This is a genomic window from Citrobacter sp. Cf136 (assembly GCF_030333815.1).
Taxonomy (GTDB): domain Bacteria; phylum Pseudomonadota; class Gammaproteobacteria; order Enterobacterales; family Enterobacteriaceae; genus Citrobacter; species Citrobacter freundii.
Genome location: NZ_JAOWFE010000032.1, coordinates 1352035 through 1375728 on the forward strand (window position 1 = coordinate 1352035; position 23694 = coordinate 1375728).

General features: G+C 54.0%; 23 protein-coding genes. 10 read left to right on the forward strand and 13 right to left on the reverse strand.

Annotated elements, in window-relative coordinates; genetic code table 11:
* Window positions 1-128: 128 nt before the first annotated feature.
* Window positions 129-1016 (forward strand): excinuclease Cho, encoded by an 888-nt coding sequence (gene cho, locus OGV98_RS10945; protein WP_054528307.1) that lies wholly within the window; start codon window positions 129-131, stop codon window positions 1014-1016.
* Here the strand turns inward: cho and ves are convergent.
* From ves to astC, 7 genes are all read right to left on the reverse strand, one after another.
* Window positions 976-1551: an environmental stress-induced protein Ves gene (gene ves, locus OGV98_RS10950; protein WP_003030626.1), complete on the reverse strand. Its 576-nt coding sequence runs from the start codon at window positions 1549-1551 to the stop codon at window positions 976-978. The two genes, cho and ves, sit on opposite strands and share 41 nt — an antisense overlap.
* A 353-nt stretch (window positions 1552-1904) precedes the next feature.
* Complete coding sequence (gene spy, locus OGV98_RS10955) at window positions 1905-2390, reverse strand: ATP-independent periplasmic protein-refolding chaperone Spy (RefSeq protein ID WP_003030629.1); 486 nt, start codon at window positions 2388-2390, stop codon at window positions 1905-1907.
* A gap of 350 nt (window positions 2391-2740) precedes the next feature.
* Window positions 2741-3706 (reverse strand): succinylglutamate desuccinylase, encoded by a 966-nt coding sequence (astE, locus tag OGV98_RS10960; protein WP_200014285.1) that lies wholly within the window; start codon window positions 3704-3706, stop codon window positions 2741-2743.
* Complete coding sequence (gene astB / locus OGV98_RS10965) at window positions 3699-5042, reverse strand: N-succinylarginine dihydrolase (RefSeq protein ID WP_061550009.1); 1344 nt, start codon at window positions 5040-5042, stop codon at window positions 3699-3701. The genes astE and astB overlap by 8 nt, the downstream gene beginning before the upstream one ends.
* A complete protein-coding gene (gene astD / locus OGV98_RS10970; protein WP_210943899.1) occupies window positions 5039-6517 on the reverse strand; it encodes a succinylglutamate-semialdehyde dehydrogenase in 1479 nt (492 codons plus the stop codon). The genes astB and astD overlap by 4 nt, the downstream gene beginning before the upstream one ends.
* The gene (astA, locus tag OGV98_RS10975; protein ID WP_003030637.1) at window positions 6514-7548 is read right to left on the reverse strand and encodes an arginine N-succinyltransferase; all 1035 of its coding nucleotides are present in this window, start codon (window positions 7546-7548) and stop codon (window positions 6514-6516) included. The genes astD and astA overlap by 4 nt, the downstream gene beginning before the upstream one ends.
* The gene (astC, locus tag OGV98_RS10980) at window positions 7545-8765 is read right to left on the reverse strand and encodes a succinylornithine/acetylornithine transaminase (RefSeq protein ID WP_003840894.1); all 1221 of its coding nucleotides are present in this window, start codon (window positions 8763-8765) and stop codon (window positions 7545-7547) included. The genes astA and astC overlap by 4 nt, the downstream gene beginning before the upstream one ends.
* 444 nt (window positions 8766-9209) lie before the next feature.
* Here astC and xthA point away from each other — a divergent pair, with 444 nt between their 5' ends.
* The 7 genes from xthA (at window position 9210) to OGV98_RS11015 (ending at window position 16327) form a co-directional block, all read left to right on the forward strand.
* Complete coding sequence (gene xthA / locus OGV98_RS10985; protein WP_003840893.1) at window positions 9210-10016, forward strand: exodeoxyribonuclease III; 807 nt, start codon at window positions 9210-9212, stop codon at window positions 10014-10016.
* A gap of 222 nt (window positions 10017-10238) precedes the next feature.
* Entirely contained in the window at window positions 10239-10895 is a 657-nt protein-coding gene (locus tag OGV98_RS10990) for a TVP38/TMEM64 family protein (protein WP_170926230.1), read from the forward strand.
* On the forward strand, window positions 10892-11590 hold the full coding sequence (locus tag OGV98_RS10995; protein ID WP_202580522.1) for a TVP38/TMEM64 family protein: 699 nt from the start codon (window positions 10892-10894) through the stop codon (window positions 11588-11590). The genes OGV98_RS10990 and OGV98_RS10995 overlap by 4 nt, the downstream gene beginning before the upstream one ends.
* A gap of 31 nt (window positions 11591-11621) precedes the next feature.
* Window positions 11622-12791, forward strand: a complete 1170-nt coding sequence (locus tag OGV98_RS11000; RefSeq protein ID WP_174500930.1) for an ABC transporter substrate-binding protein — start codon at window positions 11622-11624, stop codon at window positions 12789-12791.
* Entirely contained in the window at window positions 12764-14299 is a 1536-nt protein-coding gene (locus tag OGV98_RS11005) for an ABC transporter permease family protein (protein WP_202580523.1), read from the forward strand. The genes OGV98_RS11000 and OGV98_RS11005 overlap by 28 nt, the downstream gene beginning before the upstream one ends.
* A complete protein-coding gene (locus OGV98_RS11010; RefSeq protein ID WP_202580524.1) occupies window positions 14299-14931 on the forward strand; it encodes an ATP-binding cassette domain-containing protein in 633 nt (210 codons plus the stop codon). Before OGV98_RS11005 ends, OGV98_RS11010 begins: the two co-directional genes overlap by 1 nt.
* An 88-nt stretch (window positions 14932-15019) precedes the next feature.
* Complete coding sequence (locus OGV98_RS11015) at window positions 15020-16327, forward strand: sulfurtransferase (protein ID WP_279278954.1); 1308 nt, start codon at window positions 15020-15022, stop codon at window positions 16325-16327.
* A gap of 100 nt (window positions 16328-16427) precedes the next feature.
* On the opposite strand, the gene OGV98_RS11020 is transcribed toward OGV98_RS11015, so the two are convergent.
* Window positions 16428-17051: a CDP-alcohol phosphatidyltransferase family protein gene (locus OGV98_RS11020; RefSeq protein WP_049003648.1), complete on the reverse strand. Its 624-nt coding sequence runs from the start codon at window positions 17049-17051 to the stop codon at window positions 16428-16430.
* Complete coding sequence (locus tag OGV98_RS11025; RefSeq protein WP_060855276.1) at window positions 17044-17613, reverse strand: carboxymuconolactone decarboxylase family protein; 570 nt, start codon at window positions 17611-17613, stop codon at window positions 17044-17046. The genes OGV98_RS11020 and OGV98_RS11025 overlap by 8 nt, the downstream gene beginning before the upstream one ends.
* A 79-nt stretch (window positions 17614-17692) precedes the next feature.
* Between OGV98_RS11025 and OGV98_RS11030 the strand changes: the two genes are divergently transcribed.
* A complete protein-coding gene (locus tag OGV98_RS11030) occupies window positions 17693-18106 on the forward strand; it encodes a pyrimidine (deoxy)nucleoside triphosphate diphosphatase (protein ID WP_016150110.1) in 414 nt (137 codons plus the stop codon).
* Here OGV98_RS11030 and OGV98_RS11035 read toward each other — a convergent pair.
* Window positions 18066-18341: a YnjH family protein gene (locus OGV98_RS11035; RefSeq protein ID WP_016150109.1), complete on the reverse strand. Its 276-nt coding sequence runs from the start codon at window positions 18339-18341 to the stop codon at window positions 18066-18068. The two genes, OGV98_RS11030 and OGV98_RS11035, sit on opposite strands and share 41 nt — an antisense overlap.
* A 237-nt stretch (window positions 18342-18578) precedes the next feature.
* Here OGV98_RS11035 and gdhA point away from each other — a divergent pair, with 237 nt between their 5' ends.
* Window positions 18579-19922, forward strand: a complete 1344-nt coding sequence (gene gdhA, locus OGV98_RS11040; RefSeq protein ID WP_003832501.1) for an NADP-specific glutamate dehydrogenase — start codon at window positions 18579-18581, stop codon at window positions 19920-19922.
* A gap of 55 nt (window positions 19923-19977) precedes the next feature.
* Here gdhA and OGV98_RS11045 read toward each other — a convergent pair whose 3' ends face one another.
* From OGV98_RS11045 to OGV98_RS11055, 3 genes are all read right to left on the reverse strand, one after another.
* A complete protein-coding gene (locus tag OGV98_RS11045; protein ID WP_003030667.1) occupies window positions 19978-21924 on the reverse strand; it encodes a DNA topoisomerase III in 1947 nt (648 codons plus the stop codon).
* A 4-nt stretch (window positions 21925-21928) separates the two neighbouring features.
* Window positions 21929-22972 (reverse strand): selenide, water dikinase SelD, encoded by a 1044-nt coding sequence (selD, locus tag OGV98_RS11050; protein WP_003840882.1) that lies wholly within the window; start codon window positions 22970-22972, stop codon window positions 21929-21931.
* A 116-nt stretch (window positions 22973-23088) separates the two neighbouring features.
* Window positions 23089-23640: an NAD(P)H nitroreductase gene (locus tag OGV98_RS11055; protein WP_200024725.1), complete on the reverse strand. Its 552-nt coding sequence runs from the start codon at window positions 23638-23640 to the stop codon at window positions 23089-23091.
* Window positions 23641-23694: the final 54 nt, after the last annotated feature.

Sequence of the window (23694 nt, forward strand, 5' to 3'; positions counted from 1 at the left end):
TTTTAGTCACATATTGCCGGATAGCACTGGGATCACCGCTGTCCGGTCCCTTTTCCTGATCTGATGCCGCTTTTTTAATCGGTTCCAAACTGTTATACTGGATGGATAACCAGCATCCGGAGTGAGAAGTGGTACGGCGTCAATCAGCCCCGCGCCTGACATTTGAGGCAGCGGCAATCTATGAATATCCTGAGCACCTGCGTCCATTTTTGAATGCGCTTCCCGCCGTGCCAGGCGTCTATCTGTTTCACAGTGAAAGTGACACTATGCCGCTCTATATTGGTAAAAGCGTCAATATTCGCAGCCGCGTGATGGCACACCTGCGTACCGCAAACGAAGCAGCAATGCTGCGTCAGGCCAAACGCATTAGCTGGATTTGTACCGCGGGAGAAATTGGTGCCCTGCTGCTGGAAGCGCGATTGATCAAAGAACAGCAGCCGTTGTTTAATAAACGACTGCGGCGCAATCGTCAGCTTTGCGCCTTGCAGCTTACCGACCGAACTGTTCAGGTTGTCTACGCACGAGATATTGATTTCTCCCATGCCCCCAATCTGTTTGGCCTGTTTGCCAATCGTCGCACAGCGCTACAAGCGTTGCAAAGCCTCGCGGATGAACAGCAGCTCTGCTACGGCCTGTTGGGGCTGGAACCCCTGAGTCGCGGGCGCGCCTGTTTTCGCTCCGCGCTTAAGCGATGCGCCGGAGCGTGCTGCGGGAAAGAGAGTCATGAAGCCCATCATTTGCGTCTGTTAGAGGCGCTGGAAAGAGTGAGAGTGATTTGCTGGCCATGGAGCAATGCCATTGCGCTGCAGGAAACCCGCGCTGAAATGACACAGTACCATATCATCAACAACTGGCTGTGGCTGGGAGCCGTTTCAACGCTGGATGAAGCGGCTACCCTGGCGCGTATGCCGGCCGGCTTTGACCATGATGGCTACAAAATTCTCTGTCGGCCTGTTCTGTCTGGTCAATATGACATTATTGAACTGCGTCCGGAGAATGGCCCGGCATCCAGTTAATCTCGCTAAACAGCAGTTTTCCCTCGCGCTCCAGCAGTCGTAAGGTGTGTTTACCGTCGTGCCAGCTTGCACCCTGATCGGCGGTCAGTAGCTTATCGCCCAGTTGCCAGGCACCGCTGATAACAAATACCACGCCGCCGCGCGAACCAAAAGTCGTAAACGTGCGGTCGGCAACTCTGACTTTCGCCTGGCAGACATCCCGTCGGGTCATGATATTGAAATCCATCGACATCTGCCCTTCTGTCAGCTTCGCTTTTACCACCTTGTCACCGGCAAAGGTAAAAGGCTGATGCTGTTTCAGAGTATGTGTGAAGGTGTTTGACTCTTCCAGGGTCACTTCTCCACCTTCCAGTAGAGTAATCACGCGTTCTACGCCGGGAAAGAGAGAAAACTCTCCGTTGGCTGCAATGGAGGCGATACTCGCCCGCCAGTGAAAATCTCGTGTTGCTGGCGGAAAACAGCAAATCTCACGGGTTTCTCCCGCACCATTTCGCCACAGATTGACCGGCATTTTGCGGATATCAAAGTATTCCATCATCCCTCCAGAAAGACGCAGCACGGCAACCCGCCGTAAACAGGCAGCCATAAATCATCATTGGTATGTTCACCCTGCAGATTATTGTTATCGGCAGCAGAGTTGATTTGCCTTAGCGATGAACCCGGTGTTTTGCAAAAAAGAATAACGCGCTGATCCAGGTAGAATTTTCACGGGCTTCAGGAGAATAGCGTGTCGTGTGTCCGGTGCAATAGGCAGGAAAGAAAAAACCGCCGATCCTGCCCACATCGTTAAACGTGTTGTGGACAAGAGCGGCGGTCTTGAGTTTGGTTTCACGCTGTGCGGCAATCAGTGCAACACAGCATGAATGATTTAGTGTAGACGCTGATCGATTACTCGGCAGCTTGTGGCATTTTACCTTTCTGCGCTGCACGTTCTGTCAGACGCTTCTCAAAATTGGCATTAAACTGCTTTTTCTGTTCCGGGGTCAGAATGTTGTAAATCTTGTTCTGAGTTTCCATATGCGCCAGCATGTTGGCTTTGCGCTGTTCTTCCATCTTCGCAATCTGCGCTTCGGCTTTCGCTTTATCGAAACTATCGCTGGCAATAATGTCGTGCATCGCGCGACGCTCTTCCAGCGGCGGACGTTTCATCTGGTCGCGTTGACCTTTCATGATCTCGCGAATCTGCTGTTTCTGAGCATCGGTCAGGTTCAGGTCTTTGAACATCATGTCGTGATGCGGGGCGAATTTACCGTTGTGGTGCATCATCGGTTTGGCATCAGCTGGCGCAGCTGTTGTCGTGTCAGCGGCGTGAGCCAGGTTGGCAGCACCCAGGGCCAGAGTAGAGGCAACAAACAGAGCAGTCAGTTTACGCATAATTTCTATCCTTTCTTTCAGTTATTTTTACGACACTCATGCGACTCTTATGCAATGTGATGTCGTGTTGACGAGATTAACTTTACCGGCTTAAGCGTCAATTAATCAGAGCAACGGTAAAACAATGAAAGTATAAAAAACAAATTTTCATCAATTATGAAGAAAAAAAGAATAAATTGCGCAGAGTTGCAATAAAAAATTACAACAGGATGATTTTGAAAGGATTATGAAGAACTATACCTGAAACCTGATTATTAAGAAAGCAATTCACCAGGAATAATCCGTAATAAATAAAAACAGCACGCAAAAATAAGCCCTGAAGGATAAACCTGCAAGGCATATATTATTTATCACATTTTTTGGAGCATCAGCCCGGCACGTAAACCACAGGCCACGTTGGGATTCGGAAAGAGAACGTATTCAACATCATGGGTGACAATAAAACGTTCATCACCGTCCTGCGCCAGCAAGGTTCCCTCTTTAAAAGGGGTAAAGTTGAGCGTCTGGTTATCCATATGAAGAATGAAATCGTCGCTACGTCGCGTGATTTGCGACACTACGCGGTAGCGCAGCGGAGATGTTTCTCCCGTCGATACTCGCTCGCCTCGCAGCAACTGCGCCAGTGCGTCTGCCGTTTGCGCAAACTGGGACAGATCGTTTTGTCCAAACGGCAGCGCTTTACCGAGTTCCAGCGTACAGGCCAGTGCGCCAAAATGTTCCCCGCTAAAATGGGTGAACGTGCCGCCAGGCGTCTGATGAAAAACCAGCGCCTCCAGTCCCGCATCTCCCAGCCATTCAAGAAAACCCTCATCCCAGGCAACGTTGCGTTGTGGCAACACGCCAAAGCGCAGATGCAGTGAACCGCGAATCGCGGTGTGCAGATCCAGATGCCAGCGTGTTGGCTCTTTCGCCCGCGAATAAAAATCTTCCAGACACAGCTCAAGCTCATGGGCTCGGCGCGTTTCTTCACTCGCGGTAAAAATCTGCCACCGGCCGCCAAACATACGATTCAGGTCGCTATGACAATACCGTTTTCCCGCAGCAAGCGCCTGCGGGTTTCCCAGAATCACCAGTAGCCGCCATGTTAGTGCCAGCTCGCCGCTAAATAACCTGGACAACAATGAGTCGAGTATCTCTACCGGCGCGGTTTCATTGCCATGGATCCCCGCAGACAGCACCAGAGAATGTTCAACGGGTGCAAGCGGCGTCAGTTCCAGAATTCCGTGACCGATCCACTGCCAGTCAAAACCATGAATGGTTCCTTGCGTTTTCTCTGGAGTGGCGCCTGCGAGCGTGATAGCCAGAAAGTTATCCATGGCGCATCCCCTCCAACTGGAAAGGATACACAGAGCCGAGGTTAAGCAATTGCGTCAGCGTATCCAGCGCTTCACGCCCCTCGCGCAACAGTTGTGGGTCGGCAAGGTCGGCAGCGGTAAGACGATCGCGATAGTAACGGTCAACCCAGTTATTCAACGTGTTAAACAGCATATCGTTCATGATAACCGCCGGATTCACCGCCTGCTGTTCCTGCAAGGTGAGCACCACTCTCAGGCGCAAGCATGCCGGACCGCCGCCGTTGGACATACTTTCACGCAGATCGAATACCCGCAGATCATCGATCGGATTGTCTTCCTCGAGAAGACGGTTCAGATACCGCCACACACCAGCATGCTCCCGGCACTCCTGCGGCAGGACCAGCATCATCGAACCGTCATCACGACTCAGCAACTGACTGTTAAACAGATAGGTGGTCACCGCATCCTGCACCGAAACTTCCGCAGTCGGGACTTCCAGCGGGGTAAAACCTGCCACCTGGCTACGCAACTGCTCTAATAACGCCTGCTGTCTGACAAACGCCTGCTGATGACAAAACAGCACCTGGCGATTCGACACCGCAATCACATCGTTATGAAACACACCAAGATCGATGACATCCGGGTTTTGCTGAGCAAAAATACACTGATGCGGGTTAACCTGATTCAGTCGTGCGACCGCCTCACTGGCCTCACGGGATTGCCTTGCCGGATAGCGCTTCGGCTGGGATGCATTGCCTTCTTCACGACCGTAAACAAATAGCTGTACACCGGGATCGCCGTAATCTCCACCGAGGCGGTTATGGTTTGCCGCCCCTTCATCACCGAAAAGCGCAACCTGGGGTAACGCACCGTGGACAGCAAAACTATTCTCATCACGGAAAATCGCCCGTAGCAACGCTTCGGTAGTAGGCGCTTCCAGCGAACGGTGGAACTTATTATTCAGATTCGCCACCGTCAGATGCACTTTCCCGTCCAGCGAATCTGCTGAAGGGCAAACCGTTGCCGCATTCGCTACCCACATAGGCGATGCGGAGCTGGCACTGGAGAGCCAGTGAGGTGCCTGACGCGCCACTTTCTCCAGCACCTGTTCGTCACTGCCGCTAAAACCCAACTGACGCAGAACCGGAATAAAAGGCCGCTCGTGGGGGGGGATCACCGCCTGAGGAAAACCCGCATCCGCCAACGCTTTCATCTTTAGCAGACCTTGCTTCGCCGCCAGACGCGGGTTCGACACCTGAAATCGATGTTTGGTTGAGGCCTCATTACCAAATGACAATCCTGCATAGTGGTGAGTCAATCCCACCAGACCATCAAAATTTACCTCACGGGCTTTCATAGATTATCCTCGCGAGAAAAATCCAGCCCGGGGCTAAGCGCCGTTGGCAGCGTTAAGGCCGGTGATTCCAGACTTGCCATCGGCCAGGCGCAATAATCTGCGGCATACCACGCGCTGGCGCGATGGTTCCCGGAAGCGCCAACGCCGCCAAACGGTGCGGTACTCGCAGCGCCGGTTAACGGCTTATTCCAGTTGACGATCCCTGCTCGTGCCTCCAGCAGTAGCTGTTCAAACTGGCCGCGATCGGGCGAAACTAACCCACACGACAGTCCAAAGCGGGTGTTGTTCGCCACACGAATCGCCTCATCAAAACTGTCATAACGCCATACGCCAAGCAGCGGCCCAAAAACCTCTTCATCAGGTACGTTCGCCGCCCCGGTCAGTTCAATGATTCCAGGGGTCAGCAGTGACGTTCCGGCTTTCACCAGACGTGGCGCCAACAGCGTACGTCCCCCCAACGACGCCAGACGCTGCCAGGCATCATAGACATGCTGCGCGGCCTGTTCGGAAATCAGTCCGCCCATAAACGGCTGCGGTTCCGCATCCCAGTTGCCGGGCATTAAACGCTGACTAACCTCCACCAGACGCGTCAGGAACGCATCACCCTGCGCGCCTTTTTTTACCAGCAGGCGGCGGGCACAGGTACAGCGTTGTCCGGCGGTGACAAATGCGGACTGAATGGTCAGATGTACCGCGGCATCAATATCCTCCGGATTCTCAATAATCAGCGGGTTATTACCCCCCATCTCGAGGGCGAGGATTTTTTCCGGTTGACCGGATAACTGCCGATGCAACTGATAACCGGTATTGGCACTGCCGGTAAACAGCAGACCATCGAGGTCTTCCAGCGCACTCAGCGCCTGCCCTGTTTCACGTCCGCCCTGCACCAGGTTCAGCACGCCCGGCGGCAATCCCGCCTGTTCCCACAGCTTAGTTACTGCTTCACCGGTCCACGGCGTCAACTCGCTGGGTTTGAAAATCAACGTATTGCCTGCCAGCAATGCCGGAACAATATGGCCATTGGGTAAATGACCAGGGAAGTTATACGGACCAAAAACTGCCAGCACGCCGTGTGGGCGATGGCGCAACGTTGCCGCGCCATCCGGTAGTTCACTGTGCTGCTCTCCGGTACGCGCATGGTAAGCTTTGACGGAGATGGTGATTTTATTGATCATCGCCGTCAGTTCAGTCGCGGCTTCCCAGCGCGGTTTGCCGGTTTCCCTGGCGATAATCTGGGTTAGCTCGGACTTATTGCTTTCCAGCAATGAAGCAAACTTTTCAACAATCGCCTGGCGTTCGCTGAAGGGCTGTTTAGCCCAACCGACAAAAGCTGCACGCGCAGCCTGACACGCTTGCGTCACCTGCGTGGCATCGGCATCATTGCCGTGCCACAGCACATCACCACCTACTGGGTTGGTTTTCACCCGACGCTCGCCCAGTCCCGTCACCCAGTCACCGTTTATCCATAGTGTCATGCTGTTTTCTCCTCTGCACAAAGACGCACAAAACGTACATGGTCGCCCGCGTGGCATTTCAGGGCATCCAGTTGTGCCGCCGTCAGTACCAGACGTTGGGTATCCGGGTCTGCGCGAACCAGCATGACGCGGAAGTTTTGATAGTTTTCATTGGCAACCAGACAGGCCGGATAATCGCCGGTTGCTGGCTGACCTTCCGCCACTTCCACCAGCCTGCTTTTACGAATCGCCCGCACCCGGTCAATATCGCATTCCAGCGTCGGCCCGCCGTCGAAAATATCGACATAGTTGCGATAGCGAAAGCCCTCTTTCTCCAGCACCGCCCGCGCGGGCGCCGTTTGCGGATGAACCTGACCAATCACGCTTTGTGCTTCATCAGACAGGAAATCGGTGTAAATAGGATGCTTGGGCATTAATTCAGCAATAAACGCTTTTTGCCCTGTTCCGCAGAGAAAATCCGCCCGGCTGAATTCCATTGAAAAAAAGCGTTTGCCGAGGCTTTGCCAAAACGGCGAGTAACCGTGTTCATCAATCACGCCGCGCATCTCAGCCACGACCTTCTCATTAAACTTGTCACGAAACGCGGCCATAAACATAAAGCGCGATTTTGACAACAAATAGCCGTTGCCTTCTTTTCGCCAGTCCGGATCGAGAAACAGCGTACAAAGCTCGCTGCTACCCGTGTGATCGTTACTCAGAAACAGCGTCGGCAGCGCGTTATACACATTCAGCTCTTTCGAGGCGTGGACCAGTGTGCCGACCCGATAGTTGTACCAGGGATCGTTAAGTCCTACCGCCACCTCAATGGCGCAAATCCCGGCCACAGTTCCGCTGGCGCTGTCTTCCAGCACAAACACATATCCCTGCTCACTTTTGGGCAACTCACCGCGCCAGGTTTGTAGCGAACGTTCGATACGCGCCATTAGCGTCGCTTCATTCGCCGGTAGCGAGGTCAATCCGCCGCCGGTCTTACCGGCAAGCTGCATCAACGCGGTGATATCAGCACGTTCAATGGGACGAATCACCATCATGATGAACCTCCTGCTTTAATGCGTTCGCAGGCCAGCGCAAAGCGATCCAGTCCAGTGGCGACTTCTTCTTCGCTGACATTGAGCGCTGGCGCAAAACGCACCACGTTAGCGCCAGCAATCAGTACCATCACCCCGGCAACAGCCGCTTCTTGCGAGATGAGTTTCGCTTTCCCGGCAAATTCCGCGTTCAGCACGCAACCGATCAGCAGCCCGAGTCCACGAATTTCACTAAACAGTCCAAAACGTTCGTTAATGGCGTTAATACGCTCCACAAACCAGTCGTGGCGCTGTTTTACTCCATTGAGCACTTCCGGCGTGTTAACAATTTCCAGCAGTTTACCCGCCACCGCCGTCGCCAGCGGGTTGCCGCCGTACGTTGTACCGTGCGTACCCACCGTCATCACACTGGCGCAATGCTCTGTCGCCAGCAGTGCGCCGATGGGGAAACCACCGCCCAGCGCTTTAGCTGTCGTCAGCAGGTCCGGCGTAACGCCGTAATGCATATAGGCATACAGCTCGCCAGTACGGCCAACCCCGGTCTGAACCTCATCAAAAATCAGCAGCGCATTATGGCGATCGCATAATTCACGCAACCCCTGCAAAAACGCGTTTGTTGCCGGCACCACGCCGCCTTCGCCCTGGACAGGCTCGACGATGACCGCACAGGTCGTGTCATCAATCAGTTGGCTGGCAGAATCGAGATCGTTATACACGGCATGGCGGATATCCGGCGGCAGCGGCGCGAAATCCTGTGAATAGGCGGGCTGACCACCGGCGCTGACGGTAAACAGCGTGCGGCCATGGAAGGCATTTTTAAACGCCACAATCCCGCTCTTCTGGCTGCCAAAACGATCGTGGGCATATTTACGCGCCAGTTTTAGTGCCGCTTCGTTGGCTTCTGCGCCGGAGTTACAGAAGAAAATGCGCTCGGCGAAGGTGGCGTCAATCAGCTTTTTCGCCAGACGCAATACCGGCTCGTTGGTGTAGCCATTTCCGGTATGCCAGAATTTGCTCGCCTGGTCGTTTAATGCCTCGCGCAATGCCGGATGGGCGTGACCCAGCGCGTTAACCGCAATGCCTCCCGCGAAATCGATATACTCTTTACCCTGCTGATCCCACAGACGTGAACCTTCACCCCGCACCGGAATAAAAGGGGCCGGAGCGTATACAGGCATCATCCATTCATCAAAATTTTCACGCGTAATTGACAGAGACATAGCGACCTCAACGGTAAATAAAAGGTTATTTATATGTTAATAAATATAGTGTTTGCGGTGTAAATGTAGATTGCAGGGTTCGTGCCAGCCAGCGAAAAAAGTGCATAAACGGAGGTCGAGGACGGAATATCAACAGGTTACAACGTGACGATATTCACTATACGTGCATATAAAGTGAATATGTTTGCGCATCAGGTGACTAAACAGAGGAAAAAACGCAGTTTTATTCAGTCGCCAAATATAATTCTGGAATTGTGATCGTATACGAAATTTTTCGGAAATTATTGCTCCATTCCGGCGCGCTTCGCGCCAAAACGGTGCAGTTTTTGCTCCATCGTTAACACCATTAGCAATCATTGTTGGAATCAGGTGACAAGAAGCAGTCAGTCTGCAGAAATTCTGCTACCATCCTTGCACTATTCATCTTGCAAAGTGGCAGTGACTATGAAATTTGTCTCTTTTAATATCAACGGCCTGCGTGCCCGTCCCCATCAACTGGCAGCCATTGTCGAAAAACATCAACCGGATGTTATTGGCTTACAGGAGACAAAAGTCCACGACGATATGTTCCCTCTCGAAGAGGTAGCAAAGCTCGGTTACAACGTCTTTTATCACGGCCAGAAAGGCCATTACGGCGTCGCGTTGTTAACGAAAGAAACGCCAATTGCGGTACGTCGTGGCTTCCCGGGCGATGACGAAGAAGCGCAGCGTCGTATTATCATGGCAGAAATTCCGTCCCCTCTGGGCAGCATCACTGTGATCAACGGCTATTTCCCGCAGGGCGAAAGCCGCGACCATGAAACTAAATTCCCGGCCAAAGCCGCGTTTTACCAGAACCTGCAAAACTATCTTGAGACAGAGTTGAAGCACGACAATCCGGTATTGATCATGGGCGATATGAATATTAGCCCAACCGATCTCGATATCGGCATTGGCGAAGAGAACCGTAAACGCTGGCTGCGTACCGGAAAATGTTCCTTCCTGCCGGAGGAGCGTGAGTGGATGGAACGCCTGCTGGGCTGGGGTCTGGTGGATACCTACCGTCACGCAAATCCTGAAAAGAATGACCAGTTCTCGTGGTTTGATTACCGCTCAAAAGGCTTTGACGATAACCGTGGCCTGCGTATCGATCTGTTGCTGGCGAGCAACCCATTGGCGGAACGCTGCGAAGAAACCGGCATCGACTATGAAATTCGCAGTATGGAAAAACCGTCCGACCATGCGCCGGTATGGGCTAAATTCCGCGTATGATCTTCTATGTTTTGTTACTCTCCGGGCCCGGCCTGGAGAGTCTGTTATTCTGTGCAAAATCAATAAAGCGACGGTAATACATTGTTGCGGCCGGGAATTTATTATATCTTCGCGCGCACTTTTCGCTGACGAAAATGCTCCATTGCACTCGGTTTTACAGGAGAACCCCCATGAAAAAGAAGTTCGCATAAAGCAGAATACCGGCTGCTGATTGTCGCGGTCCTGTTCTGCGTTCTGGCGGGAGTTTTCCATCATTATGGTCTGACCGACCTGATAACCAATTTCCATCATTTGCAAGACGTCATCCGCCAAAGCGGTATGTTCGGCTATACGCTTTATATCCTGCTGTTTATTGTTGCGGCGCTGTGTCTGATCCCCGGTAGCATCCTGGTGATCGTCGGCGGTGTGCTGTTTGGCCCCGTGGCAGGGACGCTTATCTCGTTAGTGGCAGCAACCGTGGCCTCGGCGCTGTCGTTTTTGCTGGCTCGCTGGCTTGGACGGGATCTGCTCCTGAAATACGTTGGGCATACGACAATGTTTCAGGCTATCGAAAAAGGTATTGCCCATAGCGGAGTTGACTTTCTGATCCTCACCCGGCTCGTGCCGCTGTTCCCTTATAACATTCAAAATTACGCCTATGGGCTGACGGCTATTCCGTTCTGGTCATTTACCGTGATATCTGCGGCAACCACTTTACCAGGCATTTTTATTTATACGCTGATGTCGCACGAACTGGCCAGCGAAGGAATTAGCTGGGCATTTATCGGTAAGCTCAGCGTGGCGGGGCTGGCGTTATTCGCCCTCGTACAGGCAACCAAAGCCTGGGCCCGTTATAAGCATGTCGATCCATCAGCTCCTCACGAGTGCGCAGATAAATGATAAAACGACGCATCCATTACTACCGCGCAGGAGCGATAATCCTGCTGCTGCTCGCGCTGATAGCGTGGGCGTGGATACCTGGCGTGAGCGATTTTCTCCACAGCAGCCTGGCGGCATTTGCCACGCTCGATCAGCATGCAATTGAGAATTTTATTCGTTCTTACGGAACTCAGGCGGCGGTCGTTTCATTCTTCCTGATGATCTTGCAGGCCATCGTCGCCCCGCTTCCCGCTTTTGTGATCACCTTTGCCAACGCCTCGCTGTTTGGTGCATTTTGGGGCGGCATATTGTCCTGGTGCAGCGCAATGGCAGGCGCGGCGCTGTGCTTTTTTATTGCCCGCGTTTTAGGCCGTGGCGCGGTGGAGAAACTGACCGGAAAAACGGTGTTGAACAACATGGACGCTTTTTTCGAGCGCTATGGCAAGCACACCATTCTGGTCTGTCGCCTGTTACCTTTTGTACCGTTCGATCCGGTAAGCTACGCAGCAGGCCTGACCTCGATTCGGTTTCGCCATTTTTTCATCGCCACCGGCATCGGTCAGTTACCCGCCACTATCGTCTATTCATGGGCGGGTAGCCTGTTAACCGGCGGTACATTTTGGTTTGTAACCGGCCTGTTCATCCTGTTCGCTCTGAGCATAATAATTTCAGTGGCGAGAAGCCTTTATCTTGAACATCAGCGAAAAAAAACCTGAGACTTCCCCCATTTTTAGCCATGGAGATACTATGCGTTACTGCTTATTGTGCCTGAGTTTAATGCTCTGTCCGCTGGCGACGTTTGCCCAGGACGACGGCTGGCAACAAATCAAAAATGATGCCCGCGGTCAGACGGTGTGGTTCAACGCCTGGGGTGGCGACAATGCAGTTAACCAGTATCTCGATTGGGTTAGCGGCGAGATGAAAACGCACTATGCCATTAGCCTGAAAATCGTACGTCTCGCAGATGCCGCCGACGCGGTAAAACGTATCCAGACAGAAGCAGCATCCGGGCGAAAAACCGGGGGTTCTGTCGATTTATTGTGGGTTAACGGCGAAAACTTCCGCACCCTGAAAGAAGCCGGGCTGCTGCAAACTCAGTGGGCGCAAACGCTGCCTAACTGGCGCTATGTTGATACCCAGAAACCGGTGACCGAAGATTTCTCCGTTCCAACGGAGGGGGCTGAATCACCGTGGGGCGGTGCCCAACTCACCTTTATTGCCCGGCGCGATCTCACCGCACAGCCGCCGCAATCTCCGCAGGCACTGCTTGAATTTGCGCAGGCGCACCCTGGCACGGTGACCTATCCGCGCCCGCCAGACTTTACCGGCACGGCGTTTCTGGAGCAGTTGTTAATTTCGCTCACCACCAAACCACAAGCATTGAAAGTTGCGCCAGATGCAGCGACATTCGCCGACGTTACCGCGCCATTGTGGCATTATCTTGATACCTTGCACCCTGTACTTTGGCGTGAAGGCAAAGATTTTCCGCCCACGCCAGCACGAATGGATGTACTGCTCAATAGCGGCACCCTGCGTTTGTCATTGACCTTTAACCCAGCCCACGCGCAGCAAAAAGTAGCCAGCGGCGAATTGCCTAAAAGCAGCTACAGTTTTGGTTTCTCACAGGGCATGCTCGGCAACGTGCACTTTGTTGCCATTCCGGCGAATGCCCGCGCCAGCGCCGGAGCAAAAGTCGTGGCAAACTTCCTGCTTTCGCCCGAAGCACAACTGCGTAAAGCCGACTCAACTGTCTGGGGAGATCCTTCGGTGCTTGATCCACAAAAATTACCTGTCGAACAGCGTGATGCGCTGCTGGCGCGGATCCCACAAGGACTCCCTGCCGTTCTGCCGGAACCGCATGCTGCCTGGGTAAACGCTCTGGAACAAGAATGGCTACGCCGCTACGGTACGCATTAATTTTGCTACTCTGGGCCATCATGGCGGCAGTTTATCTGCCGTTGGTGCCAGCGGCTTTCTCTCTGATAGCGCCAGCCCTTAGCCTACCCCATTGGCTGGCTCTCTTTGCCGACCCTCAACTTCCGCAGGCGTTACTGGCGACACTTGTTTCCACAGTACTGGCTGCCGGCGGTGCACTGATCATCGCGCTGCTGGCGATCCTCGCTTTATGGCCCGGTGCAGGCTGGGCGCGACTAAGCACCCGTCTTCCGTGGCTGCTGGCGATCCCGCATGTTGCCTTCGCCACCAGCGTGCTGTTGGTTTTTGCTGAAGGCGGTAAAATCTGGCAATGGCTACCGTTCCTCAGCCCACAACCAGACCGTTACGGCATTGGGCTTGGCGTGACGCTGGCGGCGAAAGAGAGCGCTTTTTTGTTATGGATCCTCTCGGCTCTACTGAGTGAAAAACAACTTTCGCAGCAGGTTATCGTGCTGGATTCGCTGGGTTACAGCCGACTGCAATGCCTGAACTGGCTGGTACTGCCCGCTATCGGCCCGGCATTAGGTAAAGCTATGCTGGCGATTGTTGCCTGGTCACTCTCCGTTGTGGATGTGGCAATCATCCTCGGTCCCGGAAATCCGCCAACACTGGCCGTATTGAGCTGGCAATGGCTCAGTCAGGGCGATGTCGAACAGCAGGCGAAAGGCGCACTCGCCAGCCTGTTGCTGGTGCTGTTACTCCTCATTATCGCGCTGGTGAGTTATCTGTTGTGGCGCGCCTGGCGACGTACTATCCCGGCAGTAAATGGTGAACGCCTGCATTTTTCACCTATAACAATCGCACGCCCGCTGGTACAGATCTTGCCCGTCAGCGGTGTGGTATGCGCGCTTGTACTGGCGCTTATCGCCAGCTATTCCTCACTAAACCACGAGGCGCTCAGCAATAGCCTGCAGCTAGGGCTCCTTTCCAGCGTGTTAGCGCTACTGATACTTTTTGTCTGGCTGGAATGGGGTCCACAAACCGGGCACCGCTGGGTCTGGCTACCGCTCATTTTGCCTGCGCTACCACTGGTAACCGGACAATATCTGCTGGCGTTATATGCCGGACAGGATGGACTGATGACGACCATTATCTGGGGCCACCTGCTGTGGGTGATGCCCTGGATGCTATTTGTGCTTAAACCGGCCTGGCAGCGCATTGACCCGCGATTAATTTTGATTGCACAAACGCTGGGCTGGTCGCAGGGGCGGATATTCTGGCTGGTGAAATGCCCGCAGCTGGTGCGTCCGGCATTGATTGCCTTCGCGGTTGGCTTCTCGGTCAGTATCGCCCAGTATATGCCGACGCTGTGGCTAGGTGCCGGACGCTATTCCACGCTGACCACCGAAGCGGTGGCATTAAGCAGCGGCGGTAGCAGCGAGATTCTGGCAACACAAGCGTTGTGGCAGCTTCTTCTACCACTGCTCGTTTTCGCGCTCGCAGCCTTTCTCGCCGCGTGGATTGGCCGCTTTCGACAAGGACTCCGCTAATGCTCATTGTGCAAAACGTTTCGTTGTACCAGGGTGCGACTGCGCTGCTGAAGAACGTTACCTTTCAGGTTGATAAAAGTGACATTGTCACGATTATGGGTTCTTCCGGCAGCGGAAAGTCCTCGTTGTTTTCGTGGATGGTCGGGGCGTTGTCGCCTCAGTTACAGGCATCAGGCGAGCTGTGGCTCAACGAACGACGCGTTGACGCGCTGCCTACGGCGCAGCGCCAGATTGGCATTCTGTTCCAGGATGCGTTGTTGTTTGACCATTTCAGCGTTGGGCAGAATTTACTGCTGGCCCTACCTGCCAGCCTGCAGGGTTCCGCCAGACGACATGCGGTGGAAAGTGCTCTCGCGCGCGCTGACCTGGCCGGTTTTTATTCGCGCGATCCGGCGTCGCTCTCCGGCGGACAACGCTCGCGTGTCGCCCTGCTCCGCGCACTACTGGCTCAGCCCCAGGCACTGTTACTTGATGAACCCTTTAGTCGGCTGGATGCGTCGCTACGCGACACCTTTCGCCAATGGGTCTTCACCGAGGTGCGTAAGTTGGGGATCCCGGTGGTACAGGTGACCCATGACGCGCAGGACGTTCCGCCATCAGGCCGCGTACTTCAGATGGAAAACTGGGCGTGAATGTGGCGATATGCTGCGTTAACGCAAGGTTTTTACTTAACCGGCGGCACAGAATGTCGTCCTCTTTTTTTCAACGTCGGGCTATTCGATGAAACGTGTTTCTCAAATGACCGCGCTGGCACTGGCTTTAGGGCTCGCTTGCGCTTCTTCCTGGGCAGCTGAAACAGCACAGACGCTCACCCTCGACCAGTTACAGCAAAAGCAAGGCGCGGCGATCGATACCCGTCAGAGCGCTTTTTACAACGGCTGGCCGCAGTCGCTTAATGGTCCTTCAGGACACGAACCTTCCGCACTGAACCTGTCTGCCGCCTGGCTCGACAAGATGAATGATGAACAACTCAGCGCCTGGATTCAGTCACATCAGTTGAAAACTGATGCGCCAGTAGCGCTGTATGGTAACGATAACGACATACAGGCTGTCAAAGCCCGCCTGCAAAAAGTTGGCTTTAACCATATCTCCACCCTCAGCGATGCGCTTACGGACCCAGCCCGCCTGCAACGTCTGCCGCACTTCGAACAGCTGGTGTACCCGCAGTGGCTGCACGACCTGCAGCAGGGTAAAAACGTAACCGCTAAACCGGCGGGTGACTGGAAAGTGATTGAGGCCGCCTGGGGCGCGCCGAAGTTGTATCTGCTCAGCCACATCCCTGGTGCGGGCTACATTGATACCAACGAAGTTGAAAGCGAACCGCTGTGGAATAAAGTTTCCGACGCGCAGCTCAAAGCGATGCTGGCGAAACACGGTATCCGCCACGACACCACGGTGATTTTATACGGTCGCGATGTCTATGCCGCCGCTCGCGTGGCGCAAATTATGCTGTACGCAGGCGTGAAAGATGTTCGTCTGCTCGACGGCGGTTGGCAAACCTGGTCCGACTCAGGTTTACCGGTCGAACGCGGAACTCCGCCAACAGTGAAACCAGAACCTGATTTCGGCGTGAAAATCCCTGCCCAGCCGCAACTGATGCTCGATATGGAACAGGCACGCGGTCTGCTGCATCGCCAGGATGCGTCTTTGGTGAGCATTCGTTCATGGCCAGAATTTGTCGGTACCACCAGTGGCTACAGCTACATTAAGCCAAAAGGTGAGATTGCAGGTGCACGTTGGGGCCACGCAGGCAGCGACTCCACGCATATGGAAGATTTTCATAACCCGGATGGCACCATGCGCAGCGCGGATGACATCGCCGCCATGTGGCAGCAATGGAATATCCTGCCGAATCAACAGGTCTCTTTCTATTGCGGTACCGGCTGGCGCGCTTCAGAAACGTTTATGTATGCCCGCGCGATGGGCTGGAAAAACGTCTCCGTCTACGACGGCGGCTGGTATGAGTGGAGCAGCAATCCAAAAAATCCGGTTGCCAGCGGTGAACGGGGCCCGGACGCCAGTAAGTAAGATTGTCATTATTGCCGGATGCGGCAAGAACACTTTACTCTGCCTGGATATACCATCGTTGTAGGCCGGATAAGCGAAGCGCATCCGGCAACGCAATATCTTACTCCTGACGCTGGACCGCTTTCAGTGTCAGGTATCCGCTCCAGATCCGGGTAAACGTCGTCATCCAGCACAGCGCGCCAAAGACCCACGCCATCACGGCAAAATATTCCGGGAACAGACACCCCAACACAAATAGCAAAATCGTCTCAGTACCTTCGGTCAGTCCCCCCAGATAATAAAACGATTTATGCGCGTAGCCCGGGTTATCAATTTGATGTTTCGCCGCCAGCGCAGCAAAGGCCAGAAAGCTGCTGCCGGTTCCCATAAAGGCGAACAGCAGCCAGCCGCCAGCCAGCGAGTTAGCCGCCGGATCGGCGAGCATAAAACCGAATGGCACTAAGGCGTAAAACAGAAAATCGAGCGAGATATCAAGAAATCCGCCTGCGTCGGTTAGTCCTCTGCGCCGCGCCAGAGCCCCATCCAGCCCATCAAAAAGCCGATTGAGCACAATGGCCGCCAGCGCTGCCGGATACCAGCCTAACGCCAGAAATGGCAAGGCCAACACGCCAATGGCAAAACCGACCAGCGTAAGCCCGTCCGGGGTAATCGCCGGTTTATCAATAATGCTTACGCAGCGATGCAAAAGCGGTTTTAATCGCGGATGAATATGACGATCAAGCATGCGGGCGTCCTTTAAAGCTGTCGCACAGCCCCTGGGAAGGAATATCGAGAGCAGCATTAAAACGCGCCGAGAGATTTTGAAACGCAATCAGCGCGGTCATTTCCGTAATGGCATCATCGCTAAAATGCTGCTTCATCTGCGCTTTCAGCGCATCGTCAACCTGTGGGGGCGTTGCGGTCACCGCATCGGCATAGGCCAGAGCTACTCGCTCTTCTGCGCTAAATAGCGCCGATTCTTGCCAGTTGGCAACCTGTAAGACTTTATCCAGCGCGCCACAGCGTTCAGCCAGCCGTAGACTGTTCGCATCAACGCAGAAAGCGCAGTGGCACACCTGAGAAACGCGGGTCATCAACAGCGCGCGCATCACCGGCGTTAAACGCGCCTTTTTACGCTCCAGAAACCCGACAAACAGCGCCACCAGCCAGAACAGAAACGGCATCCGCCCCCACCAGCGCGTGGGATGCAGCACATCGCCATAATGTTTTTTCTGCGTAGCAACGAGCGGTTTTAGACTGGAAGGGATACGCGTTAACGGCTTTACCCACGACTGAGGTTCGTTCAACGGTGGCTCCTGAATACTTTAGATAAAACAAAGATAACGATAGTATGTCATTTTCTGCTGTTAGATCTTGATGAATATAATGAAAACCCTTGATGTGGTCGCCGCTATCATTGAACGTGATGGCAAAATTTTACTGGCTCAGCGTCCGCTACAGGCGGATCAGTCAGGCATGTGGGAGTTTGCCGGCGGTAAGGTTGAACCGGGCGAAAGTCAACCCGAGGCGCTGTTCCGTGAACTGCGTGAAGAGTTGGGCATTGAAGCAGTCGTGGGGCGCTACATTGCCAGTCATCAGCGCGAGGTTTCGGGCAGACTGATCCACTTACATGCCTGGCATGTACCGTCATATCAGGGGGAACTGAAGGCGTATGAACATCAGGATATCGTCTGGTGTTCACCCGAAGAGGCGCTGCGTTATCCGCTGGCGCCTGCCGATATCCCACTACTGGAAGCGTTTATTCTTTTACGCGACGCCAGACCAGCGGATTTGTGCTGATCGTTTTCTCATCGCGTTGGCACTGAAGCAAGACGCCGTCAGCTTTAATCACTGCCCCTTCTGAATAGTTTTGATCCTGATAAATACAGCACTGGCTACAGGGCTGCGCCCGCTGACCGCTGGAACTGAACACTTCCGGCGGTACGTTAACCTGCACATCCGGGCGATAAGGCTGATTTGCCAGCGTCGCGCCGGACACCAGGGCCAACACGCCTGCCACGATTAAACGGCGCATATTCTTTCCTTTTTAACTGACAATTATGCTCAGTATAACGGTATAAATCGGCAGAAACTTTAGCCTCTTCGATCATCGTTTTTGGTTATGACCCACGACGCAATATTAATTTACTTAGCGGGGTTAATTTTTTCTTGCGTCGCGTCACAGTGCTGATGGTATAGTCAAAAACTGCACAACACTTAACACAAAAATCAAAAATATAACCATATCAATACATAAGAGGTTCTTATATCTATGGATCAGACATGTTCTCTGGAGTCATTCCTTAACCATGTGCAAAAGCGCGACCCGAATCAAACCGAGTTCGCGCAAGCCGTTCGTGAGGTAATGACCACGCTGTGGCCTTTCCTTGAGCAAAACCCGCGTTATCGCCAGATGTCATTGCTGGAACGTCTGGTTGAACCGGAGCGCGTGATCCAGTTCCGCGTAGTATGGCTGGACGATCGCAATCAGGTGCAGGTCAACCGCGCATGGCGCGTGCAGTTTAGCTCTGCCATTGGCCCATACAAAGGCGGTATGCGTTTCCACCCTTCCGTGAACCTGTCGATCCTGAAATTCCTTGGCTTCGAGCAGACGTTTAAAAATGCCCTCACCACCCTGCCAATGGGCGGGGGTAAAGGCGGGAGCGATTTCGATCCGAAAGGGAAAAGCGAAGGCGAAATCATGCGTTTCTGCCAGGCGCTGATGACCGAACTGTTCCGCCATTTAGGTCCCGATACCGACGTTCCGGCGGGCGATATCGGTGTGGGCGGCCGTGAAGTCGGCTTTATGGCCGGGATGATGAAAAAACTCTCCAACAACAGCGCCTGCGTCTTTACCGGTAAAGGTCTCTCTTTCGGCGGCAGTCTGATCCGCCCGGAAGCCACCGGCTACGGTCTGGTGTATTTCACCGAAGCGATGCTCAAACGCCATGGTCTGGGCTTTGAAGGCATGCGCGTGGCTGTTTCTGGCTCCGGTAACGTGGCGCAATTCGCCATTGAGAAAGCCATGGAGTTTGGCGCGCGGGTGGTTACCGCCTCCGATTCCAGCGGTACCGTAGTTGACGAAAGTGGATTTACCAAAGAAAAACTGGCGCGGCTGTGCGCAATCAAAGACAGCCGCGACGGTCGCGTAGCAGATTATGCCCGTGAGTTTGGCCTGACCTATCTGGAAGGCAAACAGCCGTGGTCGGTTCCGGTCGATATCGCCCTGCCGTGTGCCACTCAGAACGAGCTGGATGTCGATGCAGCACGCGTATTGATCGCCAACGGCGTGAAAGCTGTCGCCGAAGGGGCAAACATGCCGACCACTATCGAGGCCACCGATCTGTTCCTCGAGGCAGGTGTACTGTTCGCACCGGGTAAAGCAGCTAACGCCGGTGGTGTAGCGACATCCGGTCTGGAAATGGCGCAAAACGCCGCTCGTCTGGGCTGGAAAGCGGAGAAAGTGGATGCGCGCCTGCACCACATCATGCTGGACATTCACCATGCCTGCGTTGAATACGGCGGCGAAAGCAAGCAGACCAACTACGTACGTGGCGCCAACATCGCAGGCTTCGTAAAGGTTGCCGACGCGATGTTGGGTCAGGGTGTGATTTAATATTGTCTCTGCAGGCCCGTAGGCCGGATAAGCTATGCTTATCCGGCCTACAAACTTACAGACCCGCCTCTTCAGATGGCGGGCTTTTTTTCGCCGGACGTTTACGCGGCGCACTCTTTTTCTTATCGCCACCACTACCGCCAGGTGCAGCAATTCCACGAAAGCGTCGTACCGGTGTGCTGCGCGCCTGATCGATAAGCTGATACAGCGTCCCCACCAGCGGCTGCATGAAATCCTGATAGCGACATTGCTTTTCGCTGATTTGGGTCAGTATAGATTCCCAGTGCGCGGTCATGTCCGGGCGCGTCGCCATTTCTGGCAACGAGTGGAACAGCGCTTTTCCCGCGTCGGTCGAATGGATATACCGCCCTTTTTTCACCAGGAATCCGCGCTTAAACAGCAGTTCGATAATTCCGGCGCGCGTCGCTTCCGTACCTAAACCATCCGTTGCGCGCAGGATCTTTTTCAGATCTTTATCCTGCACGAATCGCGCAATCCCGGTCATCGCTGACAGCAGCGTGGCATCGGTAAAGTGACGTGGTGGTTGAGTCTGACGTTCAACCACTTCGCCTTTTTCGCACAGCAGTTCGTCATCTTTTGCCACCACCGGCAGCGGCGTCCCGTCATTATCTTCGTCGCGCTCTTTATTGCCGAGCAGCGTGCGCCATCCGGCTTCCGCCAGAAAACGCGCTTTAGCGACAAACTTGCCTTTGGCAATATCCAGCTCAATAACGCACTTCCTGAATACCGCATCTGCGCAAAATTGCATCAGATACTGACGGGCAATCAGGTTGTAAATTTTCGCTTCGTTGTCATTCAGATTGATGGACGAACTGCGCGCGGTAGGAATGATGGCGTGGTGCGCATCCACTTTTTTGTCGTCCCAACAGCGATTTCGCGTATCGGGATTGACCGCCGGTTGCGGGAGCAGATCCGGTGCATGGACGCTAATCGCGTTCAGTACCGCATGACGTCCGGCAAAGTGCTCTTCCGGCAGATAACGGCTATCCGAACGCGGATAGGTAATCAACTTATGGGTTTCATACAACTTCTGGCAGATATCCAGAACGTTTTGCGCACTTAAACCGAAGCGCTTCGCCGCTTCAATCTGCAACGCCGACAGCGAGAACGGTAACGGCGCGGATTCTGATTCCCGTTTATCGTTATAGCTGGTGACTATCGCCGGTTGACCGTTAATTCGGTTCACCACGTGTTCAGCCAGCGTGCGATTCAGCAAGCGCCCTTCTTCATCCTGATACGGCTCACACGCTTCGCTCGGCTGCCAGATAGCGGTAAACCGCTCATCGGCGGGCGTTACGATATGCGCTTTCACTTCGAAGAAGTCTTTGGCGACGAAGTTCTCAATCTCTTCATCACGACGCACAACCAGCCCGAGCACCGGCGTTTGTACGCGCCCGACCGAAAGTACGCCCTGATAGCCTGCGTTACGTCCGAGAATGGTGTAAGCGCGCGTCATATTGATACCGTACAACCAGTCCGCACGCGCTCGCGCCAGTGCCGACACGCACAGCGGAATAAACTCACTGTTGGCGCGCAGCCGCTCAATAGCCCGCTCAACGGCCTGCGGGTTGAGGTCGTTAATCAGGCAACGCTGCACCTTCTGGCGCTTTTCAGGCGCCAGTTGCAGGTAATCCAGCACTTCATCCACCAGCAGTTGCCCTTCACGATCGGGGTCACCGGCGTGAATAACTTCGCTGGCCTCATGCAAAAAGCGCTTAATGACGTTGAGCTGTTTGGTCACCGAGGGGCGCGGTTGCAGTTGCCACTTTTCCGGGACAATCGGCAGATCGACCAGACTCCAGCGAGCATAACGACTGTCGTAGGCATCCGGCTGCGCCTGTTCAAGCAGGTGACCAATACACCAGGTCACCACTTGTCCATTTCCGCATTCGATAAAACCATCGCCTTTGCGATGCGGCTTTGGCAACACATCGGCGATAGCACGCGCCAGACTTGGTTTTTCGGCAATAAACAACCGCATCGAGTTAACGAATCTCAACCATGGCGCGACCGCCACGAGCTTCCACTAACTCACCAATGGCGGTGAGATCGATACCGAACTGCGCCGCTGCCGCTTTCACTTCGGCTTCAGCTTCCGGCGTTACCGCCAGCAGTAGGCCACCGGAAGTTTGCGGATCGCACAACAGATCGCGTACCGATTGCGGCATTTCACCCATCAGGTGTCCGTAGCTGGCAAAGTTACGTTGGGTACCGCCGGGTACCGCCCCCTGCGCGATGTATTCTTCAACGCCAGGCAGCTTAGGAATATCCTGGTAGATAATTTGCGCCTGAACGCCTGCGCCCTGACACATTTCACTCAGATGCCCCAGCAGACCAAAACCGGTAACGTCGGTCATGGCTTTCACGCCGTCGATATCGGCGAATGCCGCACCGGCAATGTTCATCCGACACATCACTTCTGTCGCCAGTCCTTTGTGTTCTTCCTTCAGTAGTGATTTTTTCTCTGCTGTCGTCAGAACGCCAATCCCCAGAGGCTTGGTCAGGAATAACTTACACCCTGCCTCTGCGGTGCTGTTTTTCTTCACGCGTTCGGTCGGCACAACGCCGGTTACCGCAAGGCCAAAGATAGGCTCTGGGGCATCGATAGAGTGGCCGCCCGCCAGCGCAATACCCGCCTGACGGCAGGCAAAACGTCCGCCTTCGGTGACTTCGCGGGCGATTTCCGGCGCCAGCTTATCCAGCGGCCAGCCCAGAATAGCAATTGCCATAATCGGTTTGCCGCCCATAGCGAATATATCGCTGATGGCGTTAGTGGCGGCGATGCGGCCAAAATCAAACGGATTATCGACAATCGGCATAAAGAAATCGGTGGTGCTGATAACGCTGGTGCCGTTTCCCAAATCGTATACGGCCGCGTCGTCGCGAGTTTCATTACCCACCAGTAAGTTCGGATCAACAAACTTCGCCTGCTCGCTGTGCAGGATGGTTTCCAGCACTTTTGGGGAAATTTTACAACCGCAACCGGCTCCGTGGCTGTATTGCGTTAAACGAATAGCTTGCTCGCTCATGGACATCTCCTGTCATTGCAATCCGGATATGGTAGCGCTCATTCCATGATGTGGTAAGAGTGACTGTCTGAATTCGAGTGTCTTTGCTCAGAATCCAGACAGTTTTGCCGTTGATATCAGAAATAACGGACGAATGCGCTCGGATCGGCAAGGTTGATCGTCGTGGATGCTTTTAGCTGCGGTGTGCCCAGATAGAGGAAACCGACGATTTTATCTTGCGGGCGACAGTCGAATGCTTCACGAACGACCGCACTTTCGGTTAATGCACCACTTCGCCAGATACCGCCAAAGCCCTGGGCAATTGCGGCCATCTGCATAGTCATCACCGCACAACCGGCAGACATTTCTTGTTCCCATAGAGGAACCTTGTCGTTTTCTTCACATTTCGCCACCACGGTAATAATCAGCGGCGCGCGAAACGGTGCGTTGCGCGCTTTTTCCTGAGCTTTCTCATCGCTACCTGCGGCAATCGCGCCTTTCTCAAGTACGGTGCTAAAGCGTTCACGCCCTTCACCCTCAATGACATAGAATTGCCACGGTTGCAGCGTTTTATGGTCCGGTGCGCGCATTCCCGCCCGCAGAATGTTTTGCAGTTGCTCTCCGGCCGGGGCCGGCTCGACAAGACGAGAAGCGCTACGACGGGTGATAAGTAATTCGAGTGCATCCATTTGCTTAACTCCAACAATGAGATTTGTTCACAAAATTAACACGTGAGCGGATTT